Origin of the sequence: Protofrankia sp. Cr1 (genome assembly GCF_963555865.1) — a bacterium.
GTDB lineage: Bacteria > Actinomycetota > Actinomycetes > Frankiales > Frankiaceae > Protofrankia.
In genome coordinates, this window is sequence record NZ_CAUVXO010000213.1 from 1 (window position 1) to 6680 (window position 6680).

The 6680-nt window shown below is 68.7% G+C and carries 6 protein-coding genes; 1 reads left to right on the forward strand and 5 read right to left on the reverse strand.

Going from position 1 to position 6680, the window contains the following annotated elements; all coding sequences use genetic code 11:
* The 3 genes from U9980_RS16495 to U9980_RS16505 form a co-directional block, all read right to left on the reverse strand.
* The coding region (locus tag U9980_RS16495; protein ID WP_322768729.1) for an HAD-IIA family hydrolase at positions 1-718 on the reverse strand (718 nt) is incomplete at its 3' end.
* A 103-nt stretch (positions 719-821) separates the two neighbouring features.
* Positions 822-2210 carry an 8-oxoguanine deaminase gene (locus U9980_RS16500; RefSeq protein WP_322768732.1) on the reverse strand — a complete coding sequence of 463 codons (1389 nt, stop codon included), beginning with the start codon at positions 2208-2210 and terminating at the stop codon, positions 822-824.
* Positions 2211-2246: 36 nt separating this feature from the next.
* A complete protein-coding gene (locus tag U9980_RS16505; protein WP_322768733.1) occupies positions 2247-2984 on the reverse strand; it encodes an FkbM family methyltransferase in 738 nt (245 codons plus the stop codon).
* A gap of 317 nt (positions 2985-3301) precedes the next feature.
* Between U9980_RS16505 and U9980_RS16510 the strand changes: the two genes are divergently transcribed.
* Entirely contained in the window at positions 3302-4126 is an 825-nt protein-coding gene (locus U9980_RS16510) for an RNA methyltransferase (protein WP_322751456.1), read from the forward strand.
* A gap of 62 nt (positions 4127-4188) precedes the next feature.
* On the opposite strand, the gene U9980_RS16515 is transcribed toward U9980_RS16510, so the two are convergent.
* Together U9980_RS16515 and speB are read right to left on the reverse strand one after the other, a co-directional pair.
* On the reverse strand, positions 4189-5430 hold the full coding sequence (locus tag U9980_RS16515) for an extracellular solute-binding protein (protein ID WP_322768730.1): 1242 nt from the start codon (positions 5428-5430) through the stop codon (positions 4189-4191).
* 228 nt (positions 5431-5658) lie between these two features.
* Positions 5659-6680: agmatinase (gene speB, locus U9980_RS16520; RefSeq protein ID WP_416210295.1), on the reverse strand; the 1022-nt coding region annotated here is incomplete at its 5' end.

Sequence of the window (6680 nt, forward strand, 5' to 3'; positions counted from 1 at the left end):
CGATGTCGGTCGCGGACGTGATGCCGGACAGGACCAGGACCGTCTCCATCCCGGCTTCCAGGCCGGAGATCACGTCGGTGTCCATCCGGTCGCCGATCATGACGGTGGTCTCGCTGTGTGCCTGGAGGGTGTTGAGCGCGCTGCGCATCATCAACGGGTTCGGCTTGCCGACGAAGTAGGGGACCACCCCGGTGGCCTTGGTGATCAGAGCTGCGACGGCGCCGGTGGCCGGGAGGAGACCTTCGGTGGATGGTCCGGTCGGGTCCGGGTTCGTCGCGATGAACCGGGCTCCGTCCCGGACCAGTCGGATCGCGCGGGTGATCGCCTCGAAGCTGTACGTCCGGGTCTCGCCGAGGACGACGTACTCCGGTGATCGGTCGGTCAGTACATAGCCGATGTCGTGCAGTGCCGTGGTCAGACCGGCCTCACCGACGGCGTGCGCGGTGCCGCCGGGGCGCTGCGAGTGCAGGAACTGCGCGGTGGCCAGCGCGGAGGTCCAGATCCGCTCGGTCGGGATCGCCAGCCCGGCATCACGTAGCCGGACTCCAAGGTCGCGGGCAGTGAAGATCGAGTTATTGGTGAGGACGAGATAGCCCAGCCCCGCGTCCGTGACCGCGTGCAGAAACGCGTCCGCGCCCGGGACAGGCTGGGATTCGTGCATCAGCACGCCGTCCATGTCGATCAGATAGTTCTCGACGGATGTGGGCTCGGTCGCCATCGTCGCTCCTGGCCGTGGTGGGGACGGTTCCGAAGTCGGTCCTATCGGGCCCGATCATCGCAGGTCGATCGTGCGACGTCGTGCGCAGGAGGGCACAGCGCCCTTACCGCGGCCCCTGGATGCGTGCGGCGATTACGCGGTGGCGGCGCAGCATCTCGTCGAGATCGGGGTGGACGGGCCGGCCGTCGCACACCACCGGCTTGCCGGCGACCACGGTGTGCCGGGCGGCGACCGGTCCGCAGCGCAGCCACGCCTCCACCGGGTCGGTCAGGGCCCCGGCAAAGCTGATCCCGTCCAGCGGCCAGGCCACCAGATCACCAACGGCGCCGACGGAGAGCTCACCGATCTCGCCGGCCCGCCCGAGGCAGCCCGCGCCGCCACGGGTGGCGATCTCAAGGGCATCCCGGGCGGACATCGCCGCCGCCCCGCCGCGCAACCGCCCGAGCAGCATCGCAGTGCGGGCCTCCAGCCACAGCGACGCCGCGTCCGCCGAGGACGAGCCGTCGCAGCCGAGCCCGACCGGCACACCGGCCGCCCGCAGCTGCGCGACCGGCGCCAGCCCACCACCGAGGATCATGTTGCTGCTCGGGCAGTGCGCGACCCCGGTTCCCCACCGGCCCAGCCGGGCGACCTCAGCCGGGTTCGGGCAGATGCAGTGGGCAACCCAGGCCCGGTCACCGCCCCAGCCGACGTCGTCGAAGTGCTCGATCGGTCGCCGGCCGTAGGTCGCCAGGCAGTAGTCGTCCTCCTGCGGGTCCTCGGCGAGATGGGTGTGCAGCCGCACGTCGAGACGTTCGGCGAGCTCGGCAGTGGCCCGCATCAGCTCGGGGCTGACCGAGAAGGGTGAGCAGGGCGCCAGCGCGATGCGGAGCATCGCACCGTGGGCGGGGTCGTGATGGGCGGCGACAAGGGCCGCCGAATCCGCGAGGATCTCGTCGGGATCCTGGACGACGGAGTCCGGCGGTAGGCCGCCGTCCTTCACCGACAGTGACATCGACCCCCGCGTCGGGTGGAACCGCATCCCCAGCGTGCGGGCCGCGGCTATCTCGGCGGAGATCAGGTCCCCGGCGCCGCGCGGGTGGACGTACATGTGGTCGGTGGTGGTTGTGCAGCCGCCGAGCGCCAGCTCGGTCAGGCCGACGTAGGCGGAGACGTGCACCGCCTCTTCATCGAGGCGTGCCCACAGCGGGTAGAGCGTGCGCAGCCAGGTGAACAGCGTCCCGGACACCGACGGCGCGAACGACCGGGTGAGGTTCTGGAAGAGGTGATGATGGGTGTTGATCAGGCCGGGGGTGACCAGACAGCCGCTCGCCTCCAGGGTGCGACGAGCCGGCGGGAGCGGGTCGGTGGACGCACCGACGGCGCTGACCAGGCCGTCTGACACCGCGACCCAGCCGCCGGGCAGCTCGCGGCGCTGGTCGTCGACCGTCACGACCATGTCGGCGCCGCGCACCAGCAGGTCGACGGGTGCGGGGATGCGCCGTGCGGTCATGGCCGCCGGTTCGAACGCGCGATCCAATACAGGCTCTTATCGGACGGGTAGGAACAGAATCGTGTTAACGTATCGCCGGCCGCTTCCGGTCGCGACTGCATGAAGGTATCCGCGCTGCGCCACCCGCGCCATCGCCCGCTGGTGGGCGCCGAGATCGAATCCGGCCAGCGGGCGCATTTTCCCGTTCTGAAGGAACGAGCCCTCGTAATTCCAGCTTTGGAGCAGTTCCACGGTTGCGCTGGCAGGGCTCCGGTTATCTTCGACTTCGATGATGAGGGCGGGACGCCAGCGGTTGACGATTCCCTCCGCACCCTTCAGCGCCGACAGCTCATGCCCCTCCACATCGATTTTCACCAGGCCGACGTCCTCGAGGTCGAGCGTGTCAAGACGGATCGTCTCGATTTTCACGCTGCTGCCGTCGGGTCGGGGGATCAGCGAGGCCCGGCCCTCGGTACCCCGGCCCCCGGGCGGGAGCCACAACTCCGCAAAGCCGTCGGCATCGGATGCCGCCTTTGTCACCACCGTGACATTCGGCCGGCTGGTGCGGGCGATGAACGCTGCCAGGTCGGGATTGGGTTCCACGGTCGTGACGCAACGGGCGCGCCTCGATAACCAATGGGTCCATGGGCCGTACCAGGCCCCTACGTCCAGGGCCGTCTGGTGGGGGGCCACGAACGTTCCAATCCGACCGAGTATCGGTTCGAAACGACGGTGTGCCAGGGCGATCGCGGTTGCGAATGCCCGATCGGGCACCAGTTCGGCGATGGAGCTCATGACAGCCACAGGGGGGCTTCCTTCTCCAAGGGCGACTTGTCAGGCGGACGTGCGGTCGCGACGGAAGTCGGACCGAGAACAGAAGAAACACGCTCCGTGCGCTTCGATGCAGATGCTGTGTTGCGGGTGATGCGCCGTGTTGCAGGCGATACGTTGTGTTGCGGACGATACACCGTGTAGCCGGCGGCCTATCACTCGCAGACGATTGGCCCAAGGATAGACCATTGCGTGAACAGCGCGCACCCGGGTGCCGCTGCACGGGGGGAGAGGCCACGGGGGGAGAGGCATGGTGGGATGCGAGACGATAGGGACGGGCGGTGGTTGGTTTGGGTATTGTGGAGATCATCGATCCGGCCGATGTTCGGGTTCGCGACTATGTCGGGTTGACCGATGTGGCTCTGCGTCGACGGCGGGAGCCCGCCGAGGGGCTGTTCATCGCCGAGGGTGAACTGGTCATCGAACGGGCCCGGCGCGCCGGCCACCGGCCGCGTTCGTTGCTGGTCGGGCCGTCAAAGCTCGCGCTGGTGCCGGACGATCTCGACCCGGACGTCCCGGTCTACCTCGCCGGCCCGGATGTGCTCGCCGCGATCACCGGGTTCGAGGTGCATCGCGGGGCACTCGCCTCGATGTGCCGCCGTCCGCTGATTCCCGTGGCGGATGTCCTGGCCGGCGCGAGCCGGGCACTTGTCTGTGAGGACGTGGTGAGTCACACCAACCTTGGGGCGATCTTCCGTTCGGCGGCCGGGCTCGGGATGGACGCCGTCCTGCTCAGCCCGCGCTGCGCGGACCCGCTATACCGCCGCTCGGTGCGGGTGTCGATGGGGGAGGTGTTCGCCGTCCCCTACGCTCGCCTCGATCCATGGCCGGCGGCGCTGTCGCTGCTGGTGGAGCACGGGTTCGCGGTGGTCGCGCTCACGCCGTCCCCGGACGCGGTGGCGCTCGACGAGCTGAGCACCCGACCGCACGAGAAGCTGGCGCTGCTGCTCGGCTCGGAAGGCCCGGGCCTTACGCAGGCGGCCCTTGACGCGGCCACCACCCGGGTGCGGATCCCGATGGCCAACGGGGTGGATTCGCTCAACGTCGCAGCGACCGCGGCGATCGCCTGCTACGCCCTCGGCCGCCGCCCGGCGGCCACCCGCTGACCGCTGCGTTGTGCTGGCTGCGTTGTGCTGGCTGTAGTGACTGTGGTTGGCGGAACCGGTTCTCAGGTGCTGGTGCGGAATTCGTCCCAGATCGACCGCCAGCGTCGGTCGGTGTCAGGGTCCAGCTCCAGAATACGCTGGCCGGTGGCGAAGTACGCCGGTTCCACAACCGCGCTCGCCAGGCTTGCTGGGAGGAATCCCTGTCCGACGAGTCCGGCAGAGGTGATGCGATTCTGCGGCGGCTGGTATCCAATCGCCGCGAAGTTACCCAGTACGACGCCGAAGTCGAGCATGTGGTTGAGGAACATGTGCGCGGCTACCGGGCTTTTGCCGGCCCGAAGGATCACCATCAGATCGTTGTCCGCCTGGTGGCGGGCGTCGGTCGGGGACCAGTAATGCAGGATGTTCGGGTCGGCATCCTTGGCCAGGTAGTTCCGGGCGTTGACCACGTCTCCCGACCATGCCTGGACAATGGGGAAGTGCCCGCCGGGCAGGTCCCGGTAGTTGGTGATCGTCGCTTTGGGCCGGGTCGCGCGGACCATGTCGGCCAGTTGGGTCCGGACGAGATCGAGATCATCGTTTCGGTCGGTGTTCAGGTCGAGACCGTTGCGCAGCAGGACCATACCCATCACGGCGCGATAGTCGTTGATCACGGAGATCTTGTCGCGGTACCGGCCATCCCAGAAGACGTCGAACGGGTTGTCCCTTGCGCTGATGTCCTCGGTAATGATGTCCGACCGCCAGGCGATGCCCGTGTTGTAGACGGTGTACGGCACGGTGTAGCGCCACTGCAGGTCGTAGAAGGGATTGGAGAAGTCCGGCCACACCTGGCTGATGTTCGGGATGTAGCTGTGGTTCAGCGGTCGTAGATGGCCGTTGCCGACCAGCCTGGGGAGCTGGTCGTAGCTTGGCAGGTAGATGTCGTAGTCGACGGTGCCGGCCGCGATTGCCTCCAGCGCCACGCGGTTGTCGCTGAAGGTCGTCACGTCGACGGTCACACCCGTTGAGTCACGGAAGGACTTCAGCGCCTGCGGGTCGATGTAGTCGGGCCAGTTGAAGATCTTGAGGGTTCGGTCGCGTTCCGGCTGCAGGCTACCCGCGATGGGCCGGTTGTCCCCGCTGATGGGCCATAGCACCGGGTTGCCCGGGCTGGGCTTGGGCAGCCGCTGGTCGGTGACCTTGCCGGTGGACGAATCCGAACATGCCGCGACCAGCGCCGACAGCCCGGTCGCCGCGGCCGCGCCGATCGATCCGCGCAGGAACGAACGACGGCTCGTTGCTCGCCGGGGCTGCCGTCCCTGCATGGGCGCCACCTCAAGTTCTCCGGGGCCTGCGGCCTGCGGGCGCGCGATCTGACGATCGTCGCGCGCCCTTTGGCCCTCTAGGGGGAGTCTGCGGGAGAATACCGGACCGTACTGTCCCTTATGTTCCCAAAAGCGGTTGCCACTGCCCAACAGGGGGTCCTCGGTAGCACTCCGCATGAACCCCTGATTGTGCTGGCGCTCTGGTCTGCCAGCACAATGCGTGACGTTTTACGTCGTGGCGCGTGGGTCGCGGCCGGGCAGGTCGGGCACGCCACCGGCGGCGGTGCGCCGACGATGGGCCAGGGCGGCGAAGATCTCCATCGCGACCCGATGGGCGTTGTTGACGGTGTTCTCGGCGTGGTCGTAGGGGGGCGAGACCTCAACGATGTCCGCCGCGACCAGCGGGGTGTCCAGCGTGATCTGACGGACGGCGCGCAGCAGGTCCGCGGGTGTCATGCCGCCTGGTTCGGGAGTGCCGGTACCCGGTGCGAAGCCGGGGTCGAGCACGTCGATGTCCACTGACAGATAGAGCGCGCGGCACCCGTCCACAGCCTGGGCGATCGCGTCGGTGACAACCGCGCGTGATCCGCGGTCCCAGATCTCGTGCATCAGGTGCCACCGCATGCCCTGTTCGCGCATCCAGGCGAACACATCCGCCGGCGGCCAGTAGCCACGTAGGCCGACCTGGACGAAGTTGCGCCCCCGTACGGCTCCGGACTCGATCAGCCGGCGCATGGGTGTCCCGTGCGAGGCGAGGTTGCCGTCGATGATGTGCGCGGCGTCGGCGTGCGCGTCGAAGTGCAGCAGGCCGAGTTCCCCCCAGCCGACGGCATCGGCAACCCCGGACGCCGCCGGCCAGGTGATCGAGTGGTCTCCGCCGATGATGACCGGCACGATCCCGAGCCCGGCCACGGCGCCGACCTTCGCGCGGATGTTGCGGTGGGACGCCTCGGTCTGCCCGTGCGGGCAGTGGGCGTCGCCGGCGTCCACGACGTCGAGCCAATCGAAGATCTCAACGCCGAGATCGAGGTGATAGGTGCCGGGCTCGTAGGCGAGCGCGCGCAGGGCCCGCGGGCCGAAACGCGCGCCCGGCCGGTTGGTGGTCGCGATGTCGAACGGCGCGCCGACCACGGCGACGTCTGGGCGACGGGCCGCGAGGTCTGTCGGCGCCGGCAGCCACGGCCGGTGGCAGAAGGTCGCCAGCCCCTCATAGCCGGGGGCGTCGCTCTGCGGGGCCTTGTCCGCCGGGG